This window comes from Streptomyces incanus (assembly GCF_042656345.1).
In the GTDB taxonomy this organism is placed as follows: domain Bacteria; phylum Actinomycetota; class Actinomycetes; order Streptomycetales; family Streptomycetaceae; genus Streptomyces; species Streptomyces incanus.
This window is the reverse complement of the sequence record NZ_JBHSPC010000010.1, coordinates 25,142-48,402: the sequence shown is the minus strand read 5'-3', so window position 1 is coordinate 48,402 and position 23,261 is coordinate 25,142. Positions and strand designations below refer to the sequence as shown.

Genomic DNA, 23,261 nt, shown 5'->3' with positions numbered 1-23,261 from the left:
AAGCACACTTACCAACTCGGCGCCTGATCAACGGCCTTCCCTCGAAAGGATCCGCACCCTACTCTTTCCGTGTCTTGGAGCACCTGCACCGCTCTCTACATCGGCGCCGCCGTCGAGCAGCTCGCCGCCGACGGCTTCCCTGTCACCGACGAGCTGCTCGCCCGGCTCTCCCCGCTTCAGTACGACCACATAAACTTCCTCGGCCGCCATGCCTTCACCCGGCCCGCGGTGCCTGGCCTGCGCCCGTTGCGTGACCCCCACGCCCACGACGAGTCAGACGACGGCGAGGCCGAGTAAGGGAGGCGCCGTACGAGGCCTGATCACTTCCACCAGTGCCAGGGTGGTGGTCGTGGTCATCCGCATTCGCCACACGGGTCCTGGCCGGGCTTTCCTCGAACTTGTACAGCGCCAGTAGGTGGCGGGCCAGGGCGAGTGCGGCAAGCAGCGCGACGAGCACGCACACGCCCCACCAGCCGGCCTGGCTCCAGACGCGTACCCCGAGCCAGGAACCTGCGCTGCCGCCCAGGTAGGCACAGGTCATGTAGGCGGTGTTGAGCCTGCTGCGGGCGTCGATGCGCAGGGCGTAGACGCGGACTTGATTGGCGACCATGCCGGACTGCATCGCGGTGTCGAGGAGCAGCGTGCCGAGTGTCAGGGCGGCCAGACCCAACGTGCCGCCCCGGGCACCAATGGTGAGGATCGCGGCCGAGACGAGGACGCCAAGCACGCAGACCAGGTTCACTGGATCGGGGCCGTAGCGGTCCACCAGACGGCCAGCGAACGGGGTGCAGGCCCTGGTCGCCGCGCCGACCAGGGCGATCATTCCTACCTCCTGGGCACCCAGCCCGTAGGCCGGTCCGGTGAGTAGGAGCGCCAGGCAGGTCCAGACCGCGGAGAACCCGGCGAAGACCGTTGCCTGGTAGAAGCACGAGCGGCGCAGGTCTGGCTCGGTGCGCAGCAGGCGTAGCGGCTCGGCCAGGAGCGCTGCGTACCGCTGGCGGGAGGACGGGGTTGTGGTCGGCACCGCGAACACCAAGACGGTGGCGAGGAGCAGGGCCAGGACCGCGGCGACCAGGATAGGGGGCGCGCCAGCCCAGCCACTCACCGAGCGTGCCGCTGAAGGTCCGGGCCGGCAGCATGGCGCCGGTCGATCCACTCAGCAGGGTGCCGATCACCGCTCCTCGGCGGTCTGCGGCCACGAGACCAGCCGCCAGGGGGCCGACGATCTGTGCGCCCACGGTGGTCAGGCCGACAAGGGTGCTGGCGGCAATGAGGGTTGGTAGAGCCGGTGCGCAACCCGCAGCGAGCAGTGCCAGACCGGTCAGGGCGAGGAGGGCGACGAGGAACGAGCGGTGCGGGAGCCGGTCGCCAAGCGGCACCAGTAAGACCATCCCGGCTGTGCATCCGGTCTGTGTGGCGGTCACCACCGCAGCGGCCGAATCGGGCGATACATGCGGCCCGGAGGCGACCAGTGGCCCGATGGCCTGCGGAAAGTAGATGTTGCCCACCGCCACGGCGCACGTGACAGTCAGGATCAGGACCATCCGGCGGCTCATCGGTCAGTCCACCGGCCCGCCCGCTACGTAGATGACCTGGCCGGAGACGAACCCCGCCCCGGGACTTACGAGGAAGGAGGCGGTATGCGCGATGTCGTCAGGCAGGCCCACCCGGCCGACCGGGATGGACTGCTGCGCCCTGCGCCGGTACTCCTCGAAACTCAGGCCGAGCCGCCGGGCCGAGGCCCTGGTCATGTCGCTCACGACGAACCCCGGCGCGATGGCGTTCGCAGTCACTCCATGCGGTCCGAGCTGGAAAGCGAGGGACTTGGTGAATCCGATCAAACCCGCCTTCGCGCTGGCGTAGTCGACGCGGCCAGTATCACCGACCGCGGAGATGCTCGACATGTTGATGATGCGTCCCCAACCGGCCGACACCATGTGCGGGCAGACGGCCCGGGCGGCGAAGAACGGGCCGCTGAGGTTGATCCCCAAGACCGTGTCCCACTGCTGCGTGGTCATGTCCACAAGGTCGGCACGGGGTCCGATGCCGGCGTTGTTGACCAGCACCGTCGGCGGCCCGAACGCGGCGGAGACCCGGGCGACGGCCGCAGTGACCGCGGCCTCGTCGGCGACATCAGCGGCGACGGCCAGCGCTGCCCCGCCGACACTTGTGATGGCCTCCACCGTATCGGCGCAGTCCGCCTCGTCCAGATCGATCACTCCGACCGCCAAGCCGTCGCTCGCCAGGCGCCTGGCCACCGCGGCACCGATGCCGCGTGCCGCACCGGTGACAATCGCCGTGCGCTGCACATGAGTTGTGTGTGTCATGGGAGGAAGTCCACGCCATCGACGTTGCGTCGCCAATCGATGTAGCGTATGGCTTAATGATCAGCTTTGTGCTCGGCGTCGAGGACCTCGCGGACACCCGCTTCGCCCTCTCACCCCTGCACGAAACCCTGTTCAGCCTGCGGGTGCTGCAGGATCCGGGCCTGTCCGCGCTGCATCTGCCTTGGCGCAGGTCCGTACTCGGCAGACTCGGCACGCTCGACACCGGTCTACTGATGTCCCTGGTCGCCCTGCGGCGTACCCTCCCCGACTTCCTGACCCCGAATCCCACGAGCTTCGCGCCAGCCTTCGAAGAAGAACTCTCCGTCGTCCGTCATGCGTCCTGCGCTCGGGTTCGCCACGACCTGCTGCTTACGCACGCACCCGACCCTGTTCCCGAAGCGCTCCGCGACGCCACCGCCTCCGAAGACGCACCTGTCGCCGGACTCCGCGACGCCATCTGCGATCTCCTGCGGCAGTACTGGGAGGTGGCCATCGAGCCGGTGTGGCCACAGATGCGACTGGTGTTGGAAGCCGACATGACCTACCGCGCCCGCCAGCTCGCCCTGGGGGGCGCCCGACTGCTGTTCGCCGACATGCACCCGAACCTGCGCTGGCAAGGCGGAGAGCTGTATATCCGCAAGATGATCAGCAGGCACCGGGTTGCGGCATCTGGCCGGGGGTTGTTGCTCCTGCCGTCCGTGTTCGCACACAAGCCCGCGCCCCCCGTCAGCCCGGACGAGTCGCCGAGCCTCGTCTATCCCAGCCGGGGAGTAGCCACGCTGTGGGGCTCGGAGATGCCGACCGTCGACACAACCGCCCTGGTGTCTCTGCTCGGTTCATCCCGAGCGAGACTGCTCAGCCTCCTGGAAGAGCCGCTGCCCACCGTAGAACTCGCCCGCCGTCTCAGGGTCACCCCAAGCGCTGTCTCCCAACACCTGCGTGTCCTGCACTCCACAGGACTGGTCGCCCGGACACGTGACGGACGGCATGTGCTGTACCGGAGAAGCGCACTCGGCGACCGACTCACGACCACCGCTACCAGACCGCGAACTCACGACAGATGAGGAACAGCAGTCCGCCTCCGCCCAACCCCGCCTGGCCGGGCGACTGTCCACTCCACCGAGCCGCTGACAGGTTCCCCACCCGTCCGCCAACTCACCAGTGTCGGCAAACGATCGTTTGACGACACTTTGAGGAGGCGTGAGCGCAGCGCATATGTGCTCCAGCGCGCTGACCAAGCGAGGAAACCTCTGCCTTGCGGCCTGGGCCACGGACCGGGGTCCCGGGCCGAGAAGCGGAGGGAGTGTCAGCGACTCGGCTCTGACCCGCATTCGGTGGTGACGCAGGGCAGCTGAACTTGTCGTCCGTAATCCCAGCGGGTGAAGGCGTTCCCGGACGCGGTTGAGACGACGAGCGGCACGGCGTGACGGCGTCGACATCGGCGCTCCCAGCAGCATGGGAGGACGGGAGGACGCCGAGCCCCACCCGGTGAGTCATCACAGGGCGTCACCACGTATGTGGGCCAGAGCCGATTACGGGACAGAGCCAGCATCGAGGCTAGGCCCAGATGTACTCCTCGGCGATCGCGCCGTCACGCCACTTCGCAACGGTGACCATCCGGCCGCCGCCTTCGAACTCGCCGATGACGCAGGTCCACTCGCCTGAGCCGAAGGCGATGGGGTGCGACGTGATCTGCGGAGGCGTCCCGCCCGCCGACTGGACGTAGACCTTCATGGCGTCGATGTGCTCTTGAACTCCGCGAGTCGGCGGCTGACCCTTCCAGTCCACCAGGACATCGTCGGTGTGATGGTGGGCGAACACGCCGTTCCAGTCGGCCCTGTTCCATCCGTCGAAGTCGAGATCGTCCATGCCTTTGAGATTGCGGCTGACCTGATCCTCTGCCATGCGTCCTCGCTCCACGCCTCGGCAAGTGTGCGCGGCCCCGCGCCGATCGCCATCGTCCGCGCCCCAGCGTTGCGATTCTATGGGCGGCGCAGACACTGGGGAGTAGGCACACCGACAGAGCCGATTACGGGCCAGAGTCGTCGGCTGGACACACCCGCAGAGACGGGTACCAACGTTGGAGGAAGGCACGGTCGATGCGCTCGTAGGCGGCCACCGAGGCGAACCCGTCGGTGAAGCCGGTGAGGAAGTCGGCGTTCTTCAGCACGTCCAGCAGATCGAGCACACCCCCGCGTCGTGAGAACAGAGCCGGGAGTCCGGGGCCTACCCCGAAGCCGTCGAGGCCGCCCACGCCGACTTCGCCGCCCTGCAGTCCGGCGACCTCCCCAGCCAGCAAGCGGGCAGACCGCACCAGCCGACCCACTCCAGGTCGAATCGTCGTGCTGAGCCACTTGGCACTTCATCGGCTGTTCGTTAACAGCACCCAAAGCCGAGCGCACGATCGGCTGGTGCATGAACGCCCGCCGCAACGCACGCGGCTACGAGCGCCTCCCGCAGCACTCCGAAGCACACCTGAACTGGGCACGCATCACCCTCATGACCAGGCGACTGACTCGCAAGAAGCCCGCCCCCGGCTGGGCGGAGAAGCCGAAGCCCGCCCGCTGAGCCAGCGGGACCGAGTTCGCCACTTCCGCTGACCTGTCGGCTCCCGCAGTGTGATGATCGAACTCGTGATCAGCAAGGGGACCAGACCGGCCGGGCGCAGTACGTGGATCGGGATAGCGGCGGCAGCGCTACCGCTGTACCTGACGATGATCGCCGCATCAGCCGGCGCTCTGGTCGACACCGCGCTGCTCGGCAACCACTCCACCGCTACGCTCGCGGCCTTCGCCGTCGCCATGGCCGTGTTCAGCCCCGCTACCGCCACGGTGGCGGGCGCGCTGCGCGGCGTGATGCCATTTGTCACGCCGCGCAAGGGGGATCCTGACCGTCTCCTGTCCGTGGTGCGCAGCGGGATGTGGCTCGCGATCACCGTGGGTGCCATCGCCGCGGCGGCGGTCGCGTCAGTTCCTCTGATCGGTCAAGCGGCCGGGGTTCCCCGCATCGTTCTCGACCAGCTGGGGATCTTCCCCTTCCTGCTGGCCGGCAGCGTGCTCGCCATCGCGGTCAGCTCGTCAGCCACGTCCGTCCTGGTGGCACTGGGCCACTCAAAGCTGGTGATGCGGGCCGGACTGCTCGGCACCGCCGCATCCGTCACGCTCTCTGTCCTCCTCGTGGGGGCTCCCGGCCCGCTGCCGGGTTACGGCCTGACCGGGGCAGGCGTCGCCATGCTCGCCTCCAGCGTGATCAGCGCCTGCGTCAACCAGGTGGCACTCCGCCGCTCTACCGTGCTGACCGGCCGCTCTCTGTATCCGGGCCGACCTGATGTGAAGCAGGTCTGGACATTGGGCGCCGTAGGGATTCCGCTGGCCGGCACGGTACTCGTCAAGTTCGCCGTCCTGGGCGTGTTGACCTTCGCGGCGGCCAGGATCGGGACCAACAGCGCCGCAGTGCACAGCGTCGGCATCTCCCTGGTCAACCTCATCTTCACAGCTGCGGTGGCGGTCGGTCAGGCCACCATCCCCCTGATCTCCGACTATGCGGAGAAGCACGACCGCGTGAGTATCCGCCGCAGCGTTCGGGCAGGGACGTGGCTGGCACTGGCCGTTGTGGGGTTCATCGCGGCAACGGTGATCGTCCTCAGTGCGTGGGTCGTTCCGCTGTTCACCCAGGATGTGGAGGTGAGGCCGCAGATCACGGACCTTCTGCCGCTGGTGTTGGCCGTGGTCGTCACCGACGCGCTGCAGGCAGTCGTCGGCTTCGGCCTCATCGGTCTCAAGCGCACCGTGCCGAGTTTCGTGTCGACCTTCATCTGCTACGGAGTCCTGGCCGCTGTCGCCGCTCCGGTCGCCACAGCCGGGGGGCTTGCCGCCCTGTGGACGGCTCTCGCCCTTGCCAACCTCCTCCAGGCAGTGAGCAAGGCCTACTCCTTTTACCGACACAGCACATTCACCGAGGACCGCGAACACGCACCAGCCGCCACGTGAGAGAGCCGCCGGCAGCATCCCGCTCACCCACGAGGGGCTGCACCAGGAAGCACCCTGGCGAACCGTCCACCACCTGCGCGACCTGCTCATGGACAGCGGCGTCCTCCCACGCGCCGACCGTCAAATCCTGCTCTATCAGCGCTGGCTGACCGAACGGCTCGCCACCATCGAGGACCCCGAGCACCACCGACTTCTCCGGCACTTCGCCACCTGGCGCCAGATGCGCCGCCTGCGGGCCACGGCGGCGAAGGGACCGCTGGGACGCTCCCAGACCCACCAGGCCAAGCAGGAGATCACCCAGGCCGGCGCCTTCCTCACCTGGCTCGCCGACCGAGGCCGCACCATCGAACACTGCCGGCAGGCCGACCTCGACGCCTGGCACACCGAGAAGCCGGCCACCCGGCGCCCGGCCCAGACCTTCCTGCGCTGGTGCATGAAGACCGGCCGGATGCCCCGCCTCACCCTGCCGCCCCAGGTCATCACCCAGGACCAAGCGCCACTGCACCAGCACCGTCGCCTCGCCATGCTCCGGCGGACCCTCAATGACGACTCTTTGCCCCTGCGGGCCCGGGTCGCCGCCGCGCTCGTCCTCCTCTACGCGCAACCCGTCACCCGCATCGTCCGCCTCACTGTCGACGACGTCGTCGACGACGCGACCACCGTCACCGTCAGGCTGGGAGACCCGCCGTCTCCGCTTCCGGAGCCCGTCGCCGACCTGATGCGGGCATACGTCCAGTCCTGCTGGCACCTGCCCTACGCCAACTCCAGAAGCTCCCGATGGCTCTTCCCCGGCCGCCAGCCCGGCCAGCCGATGAATCCGGTCAGCCTCCAAGTCCACCTGCGGAAGATCGGCGTCCCGCCCCAGCGCGGCAGGACCGCCGCGATCCGCCAGCTCGTCCTCCAGGCCCCGGCACCCGTCATCGCGAAGGCGCTGGGTTACCACGACAAGACCGCCACCCGGCTGGTCACCGAGGCCGGCGGAACCTGGAGCCGATACGCGCCCGGCGAGCACACACGCTGACAGGAGCGACGTGGCTGCTCTGGTGGGCCAAGCTCCCGTGATCGGCCCGATGTCAGTACCAGGTGGCATGCTCTGCCGCCATGAACAAACAGCAGTTCTGGCAGCTCATTGAGGCAGCCCGCAATCAGGCGTCCAACCCGGACGACGGCGAAGATGTCGCCCGCCGGGCAACCTCGCAGCTGGCCACGCACCCGGCCGAGGAGATCGTCGCCGCTCAGCAGGTGCTGTGGGGCCTGATGGCAGACTCCTACACGAACCCTCTGTGGGCCGCTGCCTACGTGATCAACGGTGGATGCTCCGACGACGGCTTCGACTACTTCCGTGGCTGGTTGATCGCGCAGGGACGCGAGGCCTTCGAGCGCATAGTCGCTGACCCCGATGCCCTGGCAGAACTGCCCATCGTGCGAGCGTCAGCGGCCGACGGACTCGATCTCGAGTGCGAGGAGGTGCTAAGCATCGTCTGGAACGCACACCTCGTGGCGACCGGCAAACAACTCCCTGACGATGCGTGCACCATCCGATACCCGGAGCTGGACCCCACCTGGAACTTCGATTTCGACGACCACAGCGAAATGACTCGCCGACTGCCCCGCTTGGCAGCTCTCTATCTGGAGTAAGCGGAAGCTCGTAGTTACAAGGCGAGGTCAAGCAGCGGAGGGCGAGACTCCCGAACATCACTGTCCGTCACATCCTCAGGGCATGAACACATCTCCGCTGACGAATACGCGACACCCCAACATGCGAGCCCACCAGTCCCGAGGGCCGACGACCGGCCTTCAGCGGCAGCCCCTGGGGCGGACACCCGTCACCGCCCCCGCAGCGACCTCGAACTCCCGTACGAGTTGGGGAGGCGGGCCGATGCCACGGCGAGGGCGGTGGCCGCGCTCGCGATGCCGAGAACCGCGCCGGCGGCGACATCACCCGGGTAGTGCACGCCCGTGTGGACGCGTGAGTAGCCGACCGCGCCGGCCAGGGCGCCGAGCGGGACGGAGGCGGCGGGCAGGACCGTACCGACGGCAGTGGCGAAAGCGACCGCCGACGCGGTGTGCCCGGACGGGAAGGAGGCCGATGTCGGCATCGGGACGTGCCGGTCCACGGTCACCCGGGCCGCCTCCCGATCCGGCCGGTCCCTGCGCACGAGGCGCTTGCCGAGGAGGTTGGCCGACGCCGACGCCACAGCTATGGCCCCGACCCCGACGAGCGCGGCCCGGCGTGACCGCGACCCGCCCAGGGCGAGGGCGCCGGCGAGGGCGAACGAGATCTTCGAGTGGTCGGCGGCGTGCGAAAGGCGGCGCAGTGCCCGGTCGAGGGTGGGGGTGGGAGTGGCGGCCACCGCCGCGTACAGGGCGCCGTCGACGGACCTGAGATCACTGAAGACGGCGGCCACCACCCGGCGGAGGCCGTCGGCAGGCGGTACAGGCGTGGTGAGCGGGCGGGTTCCGCCCTGGTCGGTGGTGGTCGGCTCGCTCATTCGTCTCTCCCGCGGTGGTGTTGTGGAGCAGGGTCCGCGCGTCCGGGGCCCGCTGGGCACACCCGCACCGCGGACCGGGAATCACCAGGTGCCCACGGTACGCGCGGTCAGCCCGATGCGTTCGCGCGCCCCCGCTGCCACGCCCGCTGCCACGCCCGGCGGCCGCGCCGCACCGGCCTGTCCGGAGCGGCGCGGACAGACACCCGCACGGTCGTACGCGCGTACGTGCGAGCTCTTGGGTACGGCCGTACGGGCGACCCGCGCCTGCCCGAGTGCCCAGTGCGCTGCCCGCCCCCGCCCTCCCGCTCAGCGGCAGCTCCCCGTCAGCCCGCCCGGAAGGTGCGCAGGCGGAGGGAGTCGCCGACCACGAAGACCGACAAGGAAGAAGGGTGCCGGGAACCTCACCCTCGGCGCGGACCTCGCCGCCTTTGGCCCCTACCGGCCGCAGCGACTGCCCGAACCCCGCGACACGGCCCGGGTCGACGGCTACGAGGTCCGACTGGACGGGACACTGCGGCCGGGGTGGGGGACCGAACTGGACCTGACCGTCTCCCGCGACGGCAAGCCGGTCACCGACCTCCAGCCCTACCTCGGCGCCTACGGCCATCTGGTGGCCCTGCGCTCCGGAGACCTCGCCTACCTGCACGTCCACCCGAACGGCGAACCCGGCGACGGCAGGACCGAGCCCGGCCCGGCGGTCTCCTTCACGGCCACGGCGCCCAGTGCCGGCACCTACCGGCTGTTCCCGGACTTCAAGCACGACGGAGCCGTCCGCACCGCGGCGTTCACGGTCCGGGCGGGCACGCAGCCGGGGGCGGAAGCGGGAACGGACACGGGGACGAGGACTCCCGCACCGGGCGCACCGGACACCGGCACCTCTGATCATCCCGGCGACGGCGACGGCGACGGCGACGGCCAAGGCGCAGGCCACGGCCGCTGAACCTCAGCCCAGAGCGCGGTCCAGATTGAACGCGGCGCTGATCAGCGAGAGATGCGTGAACGCCTGCGGAAAATTTCCCTGCTGTTCCCCGCCGTGGCTGATCTCCTCGGCGTACAGGCCGAGATGGTTGGCGTACGTCAGCATCTTCTCGAAGGCGAGGGACGCCTCGTCGAGCCGGCCGGCCCGGGTCAGCGCCTCGACATACCAGAACGTGCAGATGGAGAACGTGCCCTCGGCGCCGCGCAGGCCATCCGGGCTCATCCGCGGGTCGTACCGGTAGACCAGGGAGTCCGACACCAGGTCCTCGGTGAGGGAGTCCAGGGTGGACAGCCACTTCGGGTCGGTCGGCGCGATGAACTTCGCCAGCGGCATCATCAGTACCGCCGCATCCAACACATCGCCGTCCTCGTGCTGCACGAAGGCCCGGCGCGTATCGGACCAGCAATGGCTCATGATCCGCCGGTAGACGGTGTCGCGGCTCGCCTGCCAGTGGGGGAGGTCGGCGGGCAGCCCGCGCCGATGGGCCATGCGGATGGCCCGCTCGATCGCCACCCAGCACATCAGCCGTGAGTAAAGGAAGTTCTTGCGGCCGCCGCGCGTCTCCCAGATCCCCTCGTCGGGCTGGTCCCAGTGCGCGCACACCCAGTCCACCAGCGCGCACACACGGTCCCACTGCTCGCTGGAAATCGGCTCGGCCCACTTGTCGTACAGGTAGACGGAGTCGATCAACGCCCCGTAGATGTCGAGTTGCAACTGGTCGGCCGCCGCGTTGCCGACCCGCACCGGCGCCGAGCCCCGGTACCCCTCCAGCTGTCCGATCTCGCGCTCGGACAGATCGGTGCGGCCGTCGATGCCGTACATGATCTGCAGAGGGCCGGAAGGGCGGTCGGAGCCCGGGCTGATGTGCCGGGACACGAACCCCATGAACGCCTTGGCCTCCTCGGAGAAGCCCAGCCGCAGCAGCGCGTATACGCAGAAGGCCGCGTCCCGCACCCACACGTACCGGTAGTCCCAGTTGCGTTCCCCGCCGAGCTCCTCCGGCAGACTCGTCGTGGGTGCCGCCACGATCGCCCCGGTCGGCGCGTAGGTGAGCAGCTTCAGGGTGAGGGCGGAGCGGTGCACCATCTCCCGCCAGCGGCCGCGGTAGCGCGAGGAGGACAGCCAGCGCCGCCAGTACCGCACGGTCTCACCGAACTGGTCCTCCGCCTCCCGCTGCGCGCAGCGGCGCGGGGGCACCTCACCGCCGACCTGGTCCAGGGCGAACACCGCCGTCTCGCCCTCGGCGAGCTTGAAGTCGGCCCACGCGTCCGGGCCGTCCGCCTCCAGGGGGACGGTCGAGGTGAGTGCGAGGGACAGCGCCTCGGAGGCGAACAGCGCCATGCCGTCGGTCAACCGCAGGGTGTGCGGCCGGGTCCCGTACTCGAATCTTGGAGCCGCCCGCATCCGGAACGGCAGGGACCCGCGTACGCACACCACCCGCCGGATCAGCCGGTGTCGGCCCGCCTCGACCGACTCCCCGGCGATAGGCATGAAGTCCTGCACCTCTCCCACGCCGTCCTCGGTGAAGAACCTGGTGATCAGGACGTTGGTGTCGGGGAAGTAGAACTGCCTGGTACGCGCCGGTACGGCCGCCGCCAGCTCGAAGCAGCCGCCGCGCTCGGCATCCAGGATCGCGGCGAACACGCTCGGCGCGTCGAAGTCCGGACAGCAGTACCAGTCGATGGTGCCGTTGGTCCCCACCAGCGCCACACTGCGCAGGTCGCCGATCAGCCCGTGATCGGCGATCGGCACGTACCGGCGCCCGCCGGACGCACCCCGCTCCTCGGCCGTCCCGTCCATCACAGCCTCCCTGCTCCGGCCCGCACCGCCGTACTGCGACCCGGCCCGCGTGGCCGCACTGCCAGCCTAGGCAGATCCGGCCGGCCCGGCAGTCCGTGGCGAGGGGTTACGCCACGACGACGCGCAGCCCCGCCTCCTCGAACCGGCGCACCGTCTCAGGAGCCGCCGCCGAGTCCGTGACCAAGATGTCCACCGACTCGGCCGGGCAGATCCGGGCGAACGCCCGCCGGCCCAGCTTGCTGGAGTCGGCGGCCACGATCACCCGCTCGGCCCGCTCGCACAGCAGCCGGTTGATCGCCGCCTCCGCCTCGTCGTGCGCCGCCGCGCCGTGCGCGACATCGAAGGCGACGACACCGAGCACCGCCACGTCGAGCGTGATCTGCTCCAGCACGCCGTCCGCGAGCGGCCCGACCAGCTCGTACGACTGGGCCCGCGCCACACCACCCGTCACCACGATCTTGAACTGCGGCCGCACGGCGAGTTCGCCCGCGATGTTGAGCGCGTTCGTCACCACGGTCAGCGCGGGCGACCCGGACGCGAGATCACCGCGCACCGCCAGCGCGCGCGCCACCTCCGTGGTGGTCGTACCGCCGGTCAGCCCGACCGCCTCGCCCGGCGCGAGCAGATCTGCCACCGCCTGGGCGACGCGCTGCTTCTCGGAGGCGCGGCGCGCGGTCTTGTAACGCAACGGAAGCTCGTACGACACCCCGTGCGCCACCGCCCCGCCCCGGGTGCGCACCAGCATCTGCTGCCCGGCGAGCCGGTCGAAGTCCCGGCGGATCGTCGCGGCCGACACCTCCAGCTCGGCGGCGGTCTCGTCGACATCCAACCGGCCCCGCTCGACGAGCAGTTCCAGCAGTGCCTGCCAGCGGGCGTCCCGCGACATCCGCCCTCCCGTCGTGCGGTTCCTGTCGTCCCCGGGCCTCGGGCCTCCGGCCGTCCCGGGCCTGCTGGGGATGTCTCCGGAGCTACGGCGACCCTAGCGCACCCCACTTCCGCTCGAATGCTTGATTATGCTCGAAACCCCGCTCTATCTTGCAAGAAAAATCACCGAGCGGGGTGGGGGCGGTCATGACGCATGTCGAGGACGAGCTGACGAGTCAGCCCGAGTGCTGGACGCGTGCCGCGACGCAGGCGGCCGAGCACACCCGGGCGCTCCCGGCACCCGGGGAGCGGGTCGCGGTCGTCGGCTGCGGCACCTCGTACTTCATGGCACAGGCGGTGGCGGCCCTGCGCGAGGCCGCGGGCCAAGGCGAGACGGACGCCTTCGCCGCCTCGGAGTTCCCGTACGGGCGTACCTACGACCATGTCGTCGCCCTCACCCGTTCCGGCACCACCACCGAAGTCCTCGGCCTGCTCGACCGGTTGAAGGGCGGCACCCGCACCACCGCCCTCACCGCCGACCCAAAGACCCCCGTGATGACGTCGGCGGACGAGACCGTCGTACTCGACTACGCGGACGAACGTTCCGTCGTGCAGACCCGGTTCGCGACCACGGCACTCACCCTGCTCCGCGCCCATCTCGGCCTGCACAGCGACACGGCCGTCGAGGACGCGCGCACCGCGCTCGCGCGGCCACTGCCCGAAGGGCTCGTGCACCGCACCCAGTTCACCTTCCTCGGCCGCGGCTGGACCGTGGGCCTCGCCAACGAGGCCGCGCTGAAGATGCGGGAGGCCGCACTGGCGTGGACGGAGGCCTACCCGGCGATGGAGTACCGGCACGGTCCCATCAGCGTCACCACCCACTCCACGGCCACCTGGATGCTGGGCGACGCGCCGGAGGGCCTCGCCCAACAGGTACGGGACGCCGGTGGGTTGTGGATCCAGGGCACCCTCGACCCGCTGGCCGAACTCGTCCGGGCCCAGCGTCTCGCCGTCGCCGTGGCGGCGGCCCGCGGTCTCGACCCCGACAGCCCCCGCCACCTCACCCGCTCCGTCGTCCTCGACTCCTGACACCGACCGCCGAAGGACAGGCCGTGCCCCTCACCACCACCGGCGAACTCGTCGGCCGCGCCGCCACGGCCGGATCGGCGGTCGCCTCGTTCAACGTCATCACGCTGGAACACATCGAAGCCGTCATCGCCGGCGCCGAGTCGGTGAACGCCTCCGTCGTCCTCCAAGTCAGTGAGAACGCGGTCAAGTTCCGCTACGGCCGCCTGCTGCCACTCGCCCGCGCCGCCGTCGCCGCCGCCGAACAGGCCTCCATACCCGTCGCATTGCACCTCGACCACGTTCAGAGCGACGCCCTGCTGCGCCAGGCCCCGGAGGCCGGCTTCGGTTCCGTGATGTACGACGCCGCCCGGCTGCCCTATGCCGAGAACCTTGCCGCCACCCGGGCTGCCGTCGACTGGGCGCACGCCAGGGGCCTGTGGATCGAGGCGGAACTGGGAGAGATCGGCGGCAAGGGCGGCAGGCCCCCGCTGGACGCCCACGCGCCCGGCGCCCGCACCGACCCCGATCGGGCCCGCGCCTTCGTCGCCGACTCGGGCGTGGACGCGCTCGCCGTCGCCGTCGGCACCACGCACGCGATGACCACCCGCACCGCCACCCTCGACCACACCCTCCTCGGACGTCTGTCCGGCACCCTGGACGTGCCCCTCGTTCTGCACGGCTCCTCCGGCCTCCCGGACGCCGAACTCACTGCGGCCGTCAAATCGGGCATCGCCAAGGTGAACATCGGCACGGCGCTGAACATCGCCATGACCGGCGCCATCCGGGAATTCCTCGCAGCCCACCCCGAAGCGGTCGACTCCCGCGGCTACCTGACGGTGGGCCGCGAGGCGATGACCCGCGCGGTGGCGGACATCATCGGGACACTCACGACCCACTGACCCCCCGCCGAATCGGCCCACCGGCCCGCCCCGCCGAATCGCCACCGCCCCGCCCCGCGGACGCGCCCCGCCGGCCAGGAACCCCTCTGGTCGGCGGCCCGACGGCCGAGGGCCCTACGAACCGCCGCCCGACCTCACGACGTTCTGCCCCTTCACGGCCCTCAGGACGACGAACCTCGGGTCGCTCGCGACCACTTCGCTGTTCCCGAACAGCCGTCGCAGCTTCACGTGGTAGCCCAGATGCCGGTTGCCGACGACCCACAGCTCGCCACCCGGGCGCAGGGCGCGCCGGGCGCCGGTGAACATGCGCCAGGCGGTGGCGTCGCTGGTCGCCTGATGGGAGTGGAACGGGGGGTTGTTGAGCACCAGGTCGACACTGGAGTCCGGCACACCCGTCAGTCCGTCGCCGACCCGGAACTCGCCATGCCCCGGTACGCCGTTGGCCTGGTACGTGGCCTGCGCGGACGCCACCGCCTGGAACGATTCGTCCACGAACAGCACCTCGGCCCGCGGGTCGGCCAGCGCCACCGCCGTACCGACGACGCCGTTGCCGCACCCGAGGTCCACCACCCGCAGGCCCGGCCGCTCCGACGGCGGCCGCGGCAGATGCTGGAGGAAGAACCGGGTGCCGATGTCGAGTCGGTCCGCGCAGAAGACCCCCGCGTGGTTGACGACGGTCCGGCCGGAGACCGCGCCGATGCCGTCGGGCAGCCGATAGCTGTACGGCCAGGGGCCGGTGGGACGCACCAGTGCCGGGTCCGGTGTGCAGAGGATCAGCCGTGCCTTCTTCTCGGCGAGGGAGGTCCGGGTGGGGCCGATGATCCGCTCGAAGAGGTCCAGCGTCGAGGTGTGGATCTCCTTCACCATGCCGGTGCCGACGACGACCGTGCCGGCGTGCACCGCGGGCGCCAGCCGCAGCAGCTGGTCCTCCAGCAGCGCCAGGCTCTTGGGCACCCGCACCAGCAGCACGTCGATCCGTCCCGGTGGCGGGTCCTGCGTGGTGAGCAGCGGGACCGTACCCGGCTCGACACCGGCCCGTGCCAGGTTCGCGCGGGTGGCCTCCTGCCCCAGCCAGGAGTCGGTGATCTGCGTGGGCCGGTACGCGGCGAGCGCCGTGACGAGCGCCCCCCACCGGTCCCCGACGACCACGACCGTGCCGTCCAGCGACACCTCTTCCCGGTCGATATGCCCGAGCAGGTACTCGTCGGAGGCGTCCCAGGCGCGCAGCCTGTCGCGGGGATCCTCGGGGAAGCGGGCCAGGACCGGCGCACCCCACGCAGTCGTCATACGGTCGTTCATCGTGTGACCAGGCTAGCCGAGCCCCCGCTCGGACCGTGTCGGGCAGGAGGAGGCGTCGGGCAGGATGGACTCCATGGACGGCGAGCTCTTCCCCCGGCACCGCGCCGAGGTCGCGCCCGGCGCGGTGCACGTGCCGGACTGGCTGGACGCCCGGACACAGCACACCCTGCTCGACGCGTGCCGCGCGTGGGCCCGCCCGCCCGCCGGACTGCGCACGGTCCGCACCCCCGGAGGGGGCACGATGACCGCCCGGCAGGTGTGCCTGGGCTGGCACTGGTACCCGTACGGCTACGCGCGCACCGCCGTCGACGGCGACGGCACCCCGGTCAAGCCGTTCCCCGCCGGCCTCGGCGAACTGGGCCACCGCGCGGTGACCGACGCGCTCGGCACGGACGCGGCACCGGCGGGGACCGTGTACGACATCGCACTGATCAACTTTTACGACGGCGACGCCCGCATGGGCATGCACCGTGACAGCGACGAGGAGAGCGACGCGCCCGTGGTGTCGCTGAGCCTCGGCGACACCTGCGTCTTCCGCTTCGGCAACCCGGAGACCCGCACCCGCCCCTACACGGACGTCGAGCTGCGCAGCGGTGACCTGTTCGTCTTCGGAGGGCCGTCACGGTCGGCGTACCACGGGGTCCCGCGCGTGCACGCGGGCACGGCGCCACCGGAGCTGGGGCTGACGGGGAGGCTGAACATCACACTCCGGGTCAGCGGCCGTTAGGGCCTGTCCGGCGGACCATGCCGGAGACGCGGGGTCCGGCACGCCCTCCCCCGAGTTCTTCGAGCAAGGGGCGCCCCCAGCCGCGTTGTCGTCACTCTCCCCCGCTCCCGGCTTTTCCCCCGCACTCGGCTCCTCCTCCACTCTCGACTTCGCTCGAGCGGGGGACCTCCATGAGCAGGAGGGGCCCCCATCGCTTCGCGTCGGCTCCCTCCTCCGCCGTGCGGCTGCACGCACCAGACCCCGCTCACCTGCGCCGTCCAGGCACGGTCGCTTTCCTCTGACTCGATCCGCCGGACAGGCTCTCACCGGACGCGGTCGCGATCATGGGAGACTCGCCCTCATGAGCGGGAAGGCGGACCCCCGGCCGACGGGGGAAGGGACCACCTCGAGGACGCGGCTGGACCGGGGGCGCGGTGCGCTCGGGCCCGCGTTGGAGCTCGTGCACACCGGACGTGCGCCGACCCGCGCGGTGCTCACTGCGGAGCTGGGCGTGACGCGGGCGACGGCCGGCGCGGTCGCCGCCGAACTCGAGGCGCTCGGCCTGATCCGGGTCGACGCACGGCCCGGCGCGGCTTCCGGCTCGCAGGGCCGCCCCTCGCACCGGCTCTCGGTCGCCGAGGACGGTCCGGTGGCGCTGGCCGCGCAGGTGCACGCCGACGGCTTCCGGGCAGCCCTGGTCGGCCTCGGCGGCCGGATCGTGGCCACCGCCCCCGGATGCGAGGTCGTCGACGCCGACCCGGCGAAGGTGCTCGGCTCCGTCGTCGCGGCCGGCGCCGACCTGCTCCGGGAGACCGGGCGCCGCTGCGTCGGAGCAGGGCTCGCCGTGCCGTCCGCGATGGCCGAACCCGAAGGGCTGGCCCTCAACCCGATGCACCTGGCGTGGCCCGCGGGAGCCCCGGTCCGGGAGATCTTCGCCGAGAAGGTGCGCGCCGCCGGCCTCGACGGTCCGGCCTTCGCGGGGAACGACGTCAACCTCGCCGCCCTCGCCGAACACCGGCACGGCGCCGGGCGCGGCGCACGCGACCTGCTGTGCGTGGCCACCGGCCACCGGGGTGTCGGCGGCGCGCTGGTGCTCGACGGCCGCCTGCACACCGGAAGTTCCGGTCTCGCCCTGGAGGTCGGCCACGTCGCCGTCAACCCCGGCGGCCGCCCCTGCCACTGCGGCAGCCGGGGCTGTCTGGACGTGGAGGCGGACCCGCTGGCCTTTCTCACCGCGGCCGGACGCGAACCCGGCCCCGAGATGTCCCTCCTGAAACAGGCCGACACGCTGATCCGCGAGCACGACGACGACCCCGCCGTCCGCTCCGCCGTAGCCACCCTCGTCGACCGCCTGGGCCTGGGCCTCGCCGGCCTGGTGAACATCCTCAACCCGGACAGGATCATCCTCGGCGGCCTGCACGGCACCCTCCTGGACGCCGCCCCCGACCGGCTGCGCGCCGTCGTCGCCGACCGCAGCCTGTGGGGCCGCAGCGGTGGCGTCCCCATCCTGGCGTGCACTCTGGCTCACAACAGCCTGGCCGGTGCCGCCGAACTCGCCTGGCAGCCGGTCCTGGACGACCCGCTGGGGGCCCTGGCGTAACGGGCAGGCGGGAGGCGAATGCCTGTGCCGACAGGCGCACCCTGCGCCGACCGGCACACAATGACCCACGACGGCCCACGACGTACGGACGGGCCGTACGCGCGGGCCGCGGGAACAGGTTGTGCGAACCGGCCCAGTGGTACGTCCCCGACCGACCGACAGAAAGCCGAGGTCATGACCGACAAGCTCACCGTGAGCGTCCTGGGCACCGGCATCATGGGTGCGGGGATGGCCCGCAACCTCGCCCGTGCCGGCCACACCGTCCGTGCCTGGAACCGCACCCGCGCCAAGGCCGACCCGCTCGCGGCCGACGGCGTGCACATCGCCGGCACCCCCGCCGAGGCGGTCGAGTCCGCCGACGTCGTCCTGACCATGCTGTACGACGGTCCCGCCACCCTGGAGACGATGCGGCTGGCCGCACCCGCGCTGCGGCGCGGAAGCGTCTGGGCGCAGTCCACCACCGCCGGTCTCGAGGGGGTCGCCGAGCTGGCCGGCTTCGCGCGCGAGCACGGCCTGCTCTTCTACGACGCCCCGGTGCTGGGGACCCGTCAGCCGGCCGAGGCCGGACATCTGACCGTGCTCGCCGCCGGACCGGCCGAGGGCCGGGACACGGTGACGCCGGTGTTCGACGCCGTCGGCGCCCGCACCGTGTGGACCGGGGAGGACGGGGCGGCCGGCAGCGCGACCCGCCTCAAGCTGGTGGCCAACAGCTGGGTCCTCGCAGTCACGTCGGCGGCGGGTGAAACCCTCGCCCTGGCCAAGGCGCTGGGCGTCGAGCCCGACGGTTTCTTCGACCTCATCGCCGAGGGCCCGCTCGACATGGACTACCTCCGCGCCAAGGCGGGGCTGATCCTCGACGGGCCGCTGTCGCCGGCCCAGTTCGCCGTGAACACTGCCGCCAAGGACGCCCGTCTGATCGTCCGGGCCGGCGAACAGCACGGTGTACGCCTGGACGTGGCCACCGCCGGCGGCGAGCGTATGGAACGCGCCGCCGCCCAGGGCCACGGCGACGAGGACATGGCCGCCGCCTACTACGCGAGCTTCGACGAGCCCTCCGTCTGAACGGCCGCCCCGGTCGCCCGCACCGCTGCCCTCAGCGGCCGCCGCATTCCCTCCCGAACACCCGTACGCACCGTCCGGGGACCTGCCCGAAGAACCTCCTAGGAGTCCGTAGTGTCCAAGCCCCCGCTGCCGCCCGAGGCCGACGCCCTGCTGGGCCGCCCCAACCCCTGTGTCATGGCCACTCTCCGCTCCGACGGCGCACCCGTCTCCACGCCCACCTGGTACGTGTGGGAGGACGGTCGCGTGCTGATCAGCCTGGACGAGGGCCGGGTGCGCCTGAAGCACCTGCGCCGCGATCCGCGCGTCACCCTCACGGTGCTGGCCGGTGACGACTGGTACACCCACGTCACCCTCATCGGCCGCGCCGTCGAGCTGAAGGACGACGAGGGGCTGGCCGACATCGACCGCCTCTCCCGGCACTACACCGGCAAGCCGTACCCGGACCGCGTGCGGGCGCGGGTCAGCGCCTGGATCGAGGTCGAACGCTGGCACGGCTGGGGCGCGATGAAGGACAGCGACCAGCCGTCCCCCTGAGCCTCGACTGCCCGGAGCGGAACGGGCCCGTCCCCAGGGCCGCCCCATGGCACCCCGGGGGGAGCCGGTTCCGCCCTCCAAGGCCGCCCGGCCGGACAGCCGCTGCACTGTACGTACCAGTAGGTACAGCAGTCGGGGTGGAGGGGAGCAGGCGTCGCCGTCCCACGTACTCCCCCTGGGGTACGCGCAGTGCCGCTGGCCGTACGACGACCCGGCACCCCCTCAGGGACGACGCTCGGAAGCGAAGCAGCACAACGACGCGTCACGACGCTTCGCACGACGGAAAGACGTCGGCGCGCGCATCCGAGGAGTTGAACGATCATGCAGACCCCGGCGCACTTCGGCGACGGCGGGCCCGGCCCGTGGATCCTGCTCTTCCCCCTGATCTGGGCCCTGGTCATCGGCGGCGGCATCGCCCTGCTGCGCCGCACGGTGTGGCGCGGACGCCGCGGCCCCGGACACGGTTTCGGCAGGCTCACAGGGGCGGACAACTCGCCCCTCGCGGTGCTCGGTCACCGCTTCGCCTCCGGCGAGATCGACGAGGACGAGTACTGGCGGCGGCTGTCCGTCCTGGACGAGGAGTTCGGCCGGCATGGCAAGGACGGTGCGGCATGACAACCCGAGAGACCACGACCCAACCTCCGGCCCGTGCCCGTATCGGGGGCATGGATCTCGGCGGCTCGGCGGCCTCGGCGGCCTCGGCGACCGCCGGCTGACCCCGCTGCGCCGCGATCGGGTGGGTTTCGTGGTCCAGGCGGTCACCCTCCGCCTGCCGTGACGGAGAGCATCACGTGGCCGATCGACCTCGGGGCGGCGCGGCGGAGGTCGCGTGGTGCCCCCGTGGTCCACGCGCTGCCGGCGACGGCCGGGTCATCACGTCCTGGGCACAGCCGGCACGCCGACCCTGGAGGTCCGCGTTCCCGCCCGCGAACGGGGCCCGCGCCGGGCGTCGGCCGGACCGGGGCCGCCGAGTGAGGCACCGCGTACCGGAGGTGGCACCGCCTGGTCAGCCGACAACGGCGGACCGGGCGGGAGCGGGTTCGGACCGGCGCTCCTCGACGACGTGCTCGACGAGCGTGACCTCCGCGAACCGGCGCACGGCGTGCTCACCGGTGGTAATCCGCGGATAGTGGTCCCAGTCCGCGACGGGAGCCGCGGACGGCGCCGGCAGCGTGAACCACACGACCTTGCCGAACTCGCCGTCCGGCAGGGCGCCCCAGCTCTCGCTCATCGCGGCCACCATCGCGAGCCCGCGCCCACAGGTGGCGAGCGGAGCGGCGTCCCCGACGACCGGCAGCCGCGGGTCGTGGTCGCGCACCGAGACCTTGAGCCGGTCGAGCAGCACCTCCAACTCGACCGTGCAGATCTTGTCGGGCTGGGCGTGCCGGTGGACGTTGGACAACAGCTCCGTCACACCGAGCGAGGCCCGGTCTATCAAGGGGTCCATATGCCAGTAACGCAATTGCGCAGATACGATTCTGCGGACCTGGCCGATCCGCGCCGGCAGAGCCTGGAGCTCCACCGTGCAGTATCTGCTTGGGTGAGTGATCACAGCTGCGACTCCCCGGTGTCAGGTCCGGACGGGCGTCCGGAAGAACACGGAGTACGGATCCAGCAGGGTGCCTGCGTGGCATGGCCGCCTGCTGTCGTGGCCGGCGGGCTGGTTCGCAGCGTTATCGCCGGTAAACCCAGAGTGACGTGAGGATAGCGTGACGCAGGGCCTGGGGCGGCGCAACTCGCGGGCATCTCAGGCGTCGCGCCCCGATGCCCGGCGTACGGCCTCGATGAAGCGGCGCGCCGCGGGCGGCCCCGGCTCGCCCGGCGCCGGGTCGTGGTCGCCCAGGGTCAGCAGGTAGCGGTGGCCGTTGAGGTCGGCCAGGGCGCGGCCCCCTGGGGCGAACCAGGGCCGGAAGGCGCGCACGGCCTGCACCGGCGCGCTGTCGATCTCGCTTCCGTAGCTGGTGAGCAGCTCGAGCCTGCCGTCGCTGATCCGGACCTGTCCGGCCCGGGTGAGCGACCGCAGCCGCCTGCCGATCCGCACGCCCCTGGCCGTGAACTCCAGCTCGGCCATGCCACCCGCCCCCTTGTGCGCGTCGGTGTACCGGACCGTGCTCCGCGGGCCGGCTCATGTCCTGATCCAGTGTGCTCCCGTCCGGGACCTTGCTCCGCGGGCAGTCTGCCCGCCCCCGCCGTTGAGCACCAGTACGCACGCTTCCCTTCCGGGGGCGTCCGAAGCACTCGCGCGAATGCGCCCCCACCGCCGCATGCCGGATGCCGGAAGGTGGCGGCGAGGTGGGGTCCAGGGCTTCCTTTGAGCTCCCCAAAGAGACGTTTATGCAGGTGGGAGGCAGTCCGCAGGGTTCTATGATCGGTGCGTCGGCCGCGCGGGACGCCGTCGGCACGCTCAGCGTAAGGAGCCCTGTCGTGAGCATTCCCCAGCAGTTCCCACAGCCCCAGCAAGCCCCGAACGGCACCACCCTCGACGCCGATCACAGCGACCCCGGCTACCGCGACTGGCTGAAAGAAGCCGTGCGCAGGGTCCAGGCCGACGCCAACCGGTCGGCCGACACCCACCTGCTGCGCTTCCCGCTGCCCGAGCGGTGGGGCGTGCACCTCTACCTCAAGGACGAGTCGACGCACCCGACCGGCAGCCTCAAGCACCGGCTCGCCCGCTCGCTCTTCCTCTACGGACTGTGCAATGGCTGGATCCGTCAGGGCCGCCCGGTGATCGAGGCATCCAGTGGCTCGACCGCCGTGTCCGAGGCGTACTTCGCGAAGCTGATCGGGGTGCCCTTCATCGCCGTCATGCCGCGCACGACGAGCGCCGAGAAGTGCCGCCTGATCGAGTTCCACGGCGGTCGGTGCCACTTCGTGGACGACCCGCGCACCATGTACGAGGCGTCGGCCGCCCTCGCGGCGGAGACCGGAGGCCACTACATGGACCAGTTCACCTACGCCGAACGCGCCACGGACTGGCGGGGAAACAACAACATCGCCGAATCCACCTTCCGCCAGCTGAAGTTGGAGCCCCACCCGGAGCCCGCCTGGATCGTCGCCACGGCCGGCACCGGCGGCACCTCGGCGACCCTCGCCCGCTACGTCCACTACATGCAGTACGACACCCGCGTCTGCGTCGCCGACCCCGAGAACTCCTGCTTCTTCGAGGGCTGGACCACCGGCGATCCGGACGTCACCTGCGACCGGGGCTCCCGCATCGAGGGCATCGGCCGGCCCCGGATGGAACCGAGCTTCGTGCCCGGCGCGATCGACCGGATGATGAAGGTCCCCGACGCGGCCGCCGTCGCCGCCGTACGCTTCCTGGAGCAGGCGATCGGCCGCAAGGCGGGCGGTTCCACCGGCACCGGACTGTGGAGCGCGCTGAAGATCGTCGCGGAGATGGTGGCCGAGGGGCGGCAGGGGAGCGTGGTGACGCTGCTGTGCGACCCGGGGGACCGCTACCTCGACAAGTACTACTCGGACGCCTGGCTGGCCGACCAGGGCCTGGACATCGTTCCGTACACGGCGACGATCGAGGCGCTGCTGCGGACGGGAACCTGGCCGGACTGACGGCGACCGCCGCGCGCGTACGGTCCCGGGATCCCGTGATGTCGGGTGACTTCTGGCCGAAGGGCCGAAGGGTCG

The 23,261-nt window shown here is 71.0% G+C and carries 24 protein-coding genes and 2 pseudogenes; 15 read left to right on the top strand and 11 right to left on the bottom strand.

The window, feature by feature from the left end:
* Positions 1-69: 69 nt before the first annotated feature.
* Entirely contained in the window at positions 70-297 is a 228-nt protein-coding gene (locus tag ACFP2V_RS02830) for a Tn3 family transposase (protein ID WP_381204818.1), read from the top strand.
* On the opposite strand, the gene ACFP2V_RS02825 is transcribed toward ACFP2V_RS02830, so the two are convergent.
* The 3 genes and pseudogenes from ACFP2V_RS02825 to ACFP2V_RS02815 form a co-directional block, all read right to left on the bottom strand.
* On the bottom strand, positions 215-1,105 hold the full coding sequence (locus tag ACFP2V_RS02825) for an MFS transporter (protein ID WP_381204816.1): 891 nt from the start codon (positions 1,103-1,105) through the stop codon (positions 215-217). The two genes, ACFP2V_RS02830 and ACFP2V_RS02825, sit on opposite strands and share 83 nt — an antisense overlap.
* A 67-nt stretch (positions 1,106-1,172) precedes the next feature.
* Positions 1,173-1,544, bottom strand: a pseudogene (locus ACFP2V_RS02820) (MFS transporter); the annotation flags it as partial.
* Between the two features lie 15 nt (positions 1,545-1,559).
* Positions 1,560-2,327, bottom strand: a complete 768-nt coding sequence (locus ACFP2V_RS02815) for an SDR family NAD(P)-dependent oxidoreductase (RefSeq protein WP_381204814.1) — start codon at positions 2,325-2,327, stop codon at positions 1,560-1,562.
* A 56-nt stretch (positions 2,328-2,383) separates the two neighbouring features.
* Here ACFP2V_RS02815 and ACFP2V_RS02810 point away from each other — a divergent pair, with 56 nt between their 5' ends.
* Positions 2,384-3,391 (top strand): ArsR/SmtB family transcription factor, encoded by a 1,008-nt coding sequence (locus ACFP2V_RS02810; protein ID WP_381204827.1) that lies wholly within the window; start codon positions 2,384-2,386, stop codon positions 3,389-3,391.
* A 493-nt stretch (positions 3,392-3,884) separates the two neighbouring features.
* Here ACFP2V_RS02810 and ACFP2V_RS02805 read toward each other — a convergent pair whose 3' ends face one another.
* A complete protein-coding gene (locus tag ACFP2V_RS02805) occupies positions 3,885-4,232 on the bottom strand; it encodes a hypothetical protein (protein WP_381204812.1) in 348 nt (115 codons plus the stop codon).
* A gap of 124 nt (positions 4,233-4,356) precedes the next feature.
* Positions 4,357-4,626, bottom strand: a complete 270-nt coding sequence (locus ACFP2V_RS02800; RefSeq protein ID WP_381204810.1) for a hypothetical protein — start codon at positions 4,624-4,626, stop codon at positions 4,357-4,359.
* 95 nt (positions 4,627-4,721) lie between these two features.
* Between ACFP2V_RS02800 and ACFP2V_RS02795 the strand changes: the two are divergent.
* The 4 genes and pseudogenes from ACFP2V_RS02795 to ACFP2V_RS02780 form a co-directional block, all read left to right on the top strand.
* Positions 4,722-4,895: pseudogene (locus ACFP2V_RS02795) on the top strand (IS5-like element IS4811 family transposase); the annotation flags it as partial.
* A 53-nt stretch (positions 4,896-4,948) separates the two neighbouring features.
* Positions 4,949-6,316, top strand: coding sequence for an MATE family efflux transporter (locus ACFP2V_RS02790; RefSeq protein WP_381204808.1), 1,368 nt, complete (start codon positions 4,949-4,951; stop codon positions 6,314-6,316).
* Between the two features lie 88 nt (positions 6,317-6,404).
* Entirely contained in the window at positions 6,405-7,337 is a 933-nt protein-coding gene (locus ACFP2V_RS02785; protein ID WP_381204806.1) for a hypothetical protein, read from the top strand.
* 80 nt (positions 7,338-7,417) lie between these two features.
* Positions 7,418-7,954 carry a DUF4240 domain-containing protein gene (locus ACFP2V_RS02780; protein ID WP_381204804.1) on the top strand — a complete coding sequence of 179 codons (537 nt, stop codon included), beginning with the start codon at positions 7,418-7,420 and terminating at the stop codon, positions 7,952-7,954.
* Positions 7,955-8,142: 188 nt separating this feature from the next.
* On the opposite strand, the gene ACFP2V_RS02775 is transcribed toward ACFP2V_RS02780, so the two are convergent.
* A complete protein-coding gene (locus ACFP2V_RS02775; RefSeq protein ID WP_381204802.1) occupies positions 8,143-8,808 on the bottom strand; it encodes a phosphatase PAP2 family protein in 666 nt (221 codons plus the stop codon).
* Between the two features lie 88 nt (positions 8,809-8,896).
* On the opposite strand from ACFP2V_RS02775, the gene ACFP2V_RS02770 reads away from it, so the two are divergent.
* Positions 8,897-9,748, top strand: a complete 852-nt coding sequence (locus tag ACFP2V_RS02770; protein WP_381204800.1) for a hypothetical protein — start codon at positions 8,897-8,899, stop codon at positions 9,746-9,748.
* Positions 9,749-9,751: 3 nt separating this feature from the next.
* Here the strand turns inward: ACFP2V_RS02770 and ACFP2V_RS02765 are convergent, their stop codons facing one another.
* Both ACFP2V_RS02765 and ACFP2V_RS02760 read right to left on the bottom strand, forming a co-directional pair.
* Entirely contained in the window at positions 9,752-11,587 is a 1,836-nt protein-coding gene (locus ACFP2V_RS02765; RefSeq protein ID WP_381204798.1) for a glycoside hydrolase family 15 protein, read from the bottom strand.
* Between the two features lie 106 nt (positions 11,588-11,693).
* Complete coding sequence (locus ACFP2V_RS02760; protein ID WP_381204796.1) at positions 11,694-12,473, bottom strand: DeoR/GlpR family DNA-binding transcription regulator; 780 nt, start codon at positions 12,471-12,473, stop codon at positions 11,694-11,696.
* 185 nt (positions 12,474-12,658) lie between these two features.
* Between ACFP2V_RS02760 and ACFP2V_RS02755 the strand changes: the two genes are divergently transcribed.
* A complete protein-coding gene (locus ACFP2V_RS02755; protein WP_381204794.1) occupies positions 12,659-13,540 on the top strand; it encodes an SIS domain-containing protein in 882 nt (293 codons plus the stop codon).
* A gap of 23 nt (positions 13,541-13,563) precedes the next feature.
* Positions 13,564-14,418: a class II fructose-bisphosphate aldolase gene (locus ACFP2V_RS02750; protein ID WP_381204791.1), complete on the top strand. Its 855-nt coding sequence runs from the start codon at positions 13,564-13,566 to the stop codon at positions 14,416-14,418.
* 114 nt (positions 14,419-14,532) lie between these two features.
* Here the strand turns inward: ACFP2V_RS02750 and ACFP2V_RS02745 are convergent, their stop codons facing one another.
* Entirely contained in the window at positions 14,533-15,705 is a 1,173-nt protein-coding gene (locus ACFP2V_RS02745) for a methyltransferase (RefSeq protein WP_381204789.1), read from the bottom strand.
* 85 nt (positions 15,706-15,790) lie between these two features.
* On the opposite strand from ACFP2V_RS02745, the gene ACFP2V_RS02740 reads away from it, so the two are divergent.
* The 5 genes from ACFP2V_RS02740 to ACFP2V_RS02720 all read left to right on the top strand — a co-directional run bounded on the left by ACFP2V_RS02740 (position 15,791) and on the right by ACFP2V_RS02720 (position 20,234).
* On the top strand, positions 15,791-16,444 hold the full coding sequence (locus ACFP2V_RS02740; protein WP_381204825.1) for an alpha-ketoglutarate-dependent dioxygenase AlkB family protein: 654 nt from the start codon (positions 15,791-15,793) through the stop codon (positions 16,442-16,444).
* Between the two features lie 340 nt (positions 16,445-16,784).
* Complete coding sequence (locus ACFP2V_RS02735; RefSeq protein WP_381204787.1) at positions 16,785-18,023, top strand: ROK family protein; 1,239 nt, start codon at positions 16,785-16,787, stop codon at positions 18,021-18,023.
* Between the two features lie 174 nt (positions 18,024-18,197).
* The gene (locus ACFP2V_RS02730; protein WP_381204785.1) at positions 18,198-19,085 is read left to right on the top strand and encodes an NAD(P)-dependent oxidoreductase; all 888 of its coding nucleotides are present in this window, start codon (positions 18,198-18,200) and stop codon (positions 19,083-19,085) included.
* A gap of 111 nt (positions 19,086-19,196) precedes the next feature.
* Complete coding sequence (locus ACFP2V_RS02725) at positions 19,197-19,619, top strand: PPOX class F420-dependent oxidoreductase (protein WP_381204783.1); 423 nt, start codon at positions 19,197-19,199, stop codon at positions 19,617-19,619.
* 321 nt (positions 19,620-19,940) lie between these two features.
* Entirely contained in the window at positions 19,941-20,234 is a 294-nt protein-coding gene (locus ACFP2V_RS02720) for an SHOCT domain-containing protein (RefSeq protein ID WP_381204781.1), read from the top strand.
* Between the two features lie 391 nt (positions 20,235-20,625).
* Here the strand turns inward: ACFP2V_RS02720 and ACFP2V_RS02715 are convergent, their stop codons facing one another.
* Both ACFP2V_RS02715 and ACFP2V_RS02710 read right to left on the bottom strand, forming a co-directional pair.
* Positions 20,626-21,171: an ATP-binding protein gene (locus tag ACFP2V_RS02715; protein WP_381204779.1), complete on the bottom strand. Its 546-nt coding sequence runs from the start codon at positions 21,169-21,171 to the stop codon at positions 20,626-20,628.
* A 195-nt stretch (positions 21,172-21,366) separates the two neighbouring features.
* Positions 21,367-21,690, bottom strand: a complete 324-nt coding sequence (locus ACFP2V_RS02710) for a hypothetical protein (RefSeq protein WP_381204777.1) — start codon at positions 21,688-21,690, stop codon at positions 21,367-21,369.
* 359 nt (positions 21,691-22,049) lie between these two features.
* On the opposite strand from ACFP2V_RS02710, the gene cds1 reads away from it, so the two are divergent.
* Entirely contained in the window at positions 22,050-23,186 is a 1,137-nt protein-coding gene (gene cds1, locus ACFP2V_RS02705) for an L-cysteine desulfhydrase Cds1 (protein WP_381204823.1), read from the top strand.
* Positions 23,187-23,261 lie beyond the last annotated feature (75 nt).